Source organism: Alteromonas sp. KUL49 (genome assembly GCF_006538345.1).
Classification (GTDB): domain Bacteria; phylum Pseudomonadota; class Gammaproteobacteria; order Enterobacterales; family Alteromonadaceae; genus Alteromonas.
In genome coordinates, this window is sequence record NZ_BJKL01000042.1 from 1 (window position 1) to 697 (window position 697).

The 697-nt window shown below is 47.2% G+C and carries 1 rRNA gene; it reads right to left on the reverse strand.

What is annotated here, in order from left to right:
* Nucleotides 1-668, reverse strand: a 23S ribosomal RNA gene (locus tag EYS00_RS20440); the annotation flags it as partial.
* Nucleotides 669-697 lie beyond the last annotated feature (29 nt).

A 697-nucleotide genomic window follows, 5' to 3' on the forward strand; every position in this document is an offset into this window, starting at 1 on the left:
TGGTTTCGGGTCTATATCCAGAGACTGAACGCCCAGTTAAGACTCGGTTTCCCTACGGCTCCCCTAAACGGTTAACCTTGCCACTGAATATAAGTCGCTGACCCATTATACAAAAGGTACGCAGTCACACCACGAAGGTGCTCCTACTGCTTGTACGTACACGGTTTCAGGTTCTATTTCACTCCCCTCACAGGGGTTCTTTTCGCCTTTCCCTCACGGTACTGGTTCACTATCGGTCAGTCAGTAGTATTTAGCCTTGGAGGATGGTCCCCCCATATTCAGACAGGATATCACGTGTCCCGCCCTACTCGATTTCACTGATTATGATGTGTCGGTTACGGGGCTATCACCCTTTATTGCGAGACTTTCCAGACTCTTCACCTGCATCATTAAAAGCTTAAGGGCTAATCCAATTTCGCTCGCCGCTACTTTCGGAATCTCGGTTGATTTCTCTTCCTCGGGGTACTTAGATGTTTCAGTTCCCCCGGTTTGCCTCTTGTTGCTATGTATTCACAACAAGATACTTACTTATGTAAGTGGGTTTCCCCATTCGGAAATCCCAGACTCAAAAGGTTTTTACTACCTAATCTGGGCTTATCGCAAGTTAATACGTCCTTCATCGCCTCTGACTGCCAAGGCATCCACCGTGTACGCTTAGTCACTTAACCATACAACCCGAAGAGGTCTTTATGTATGG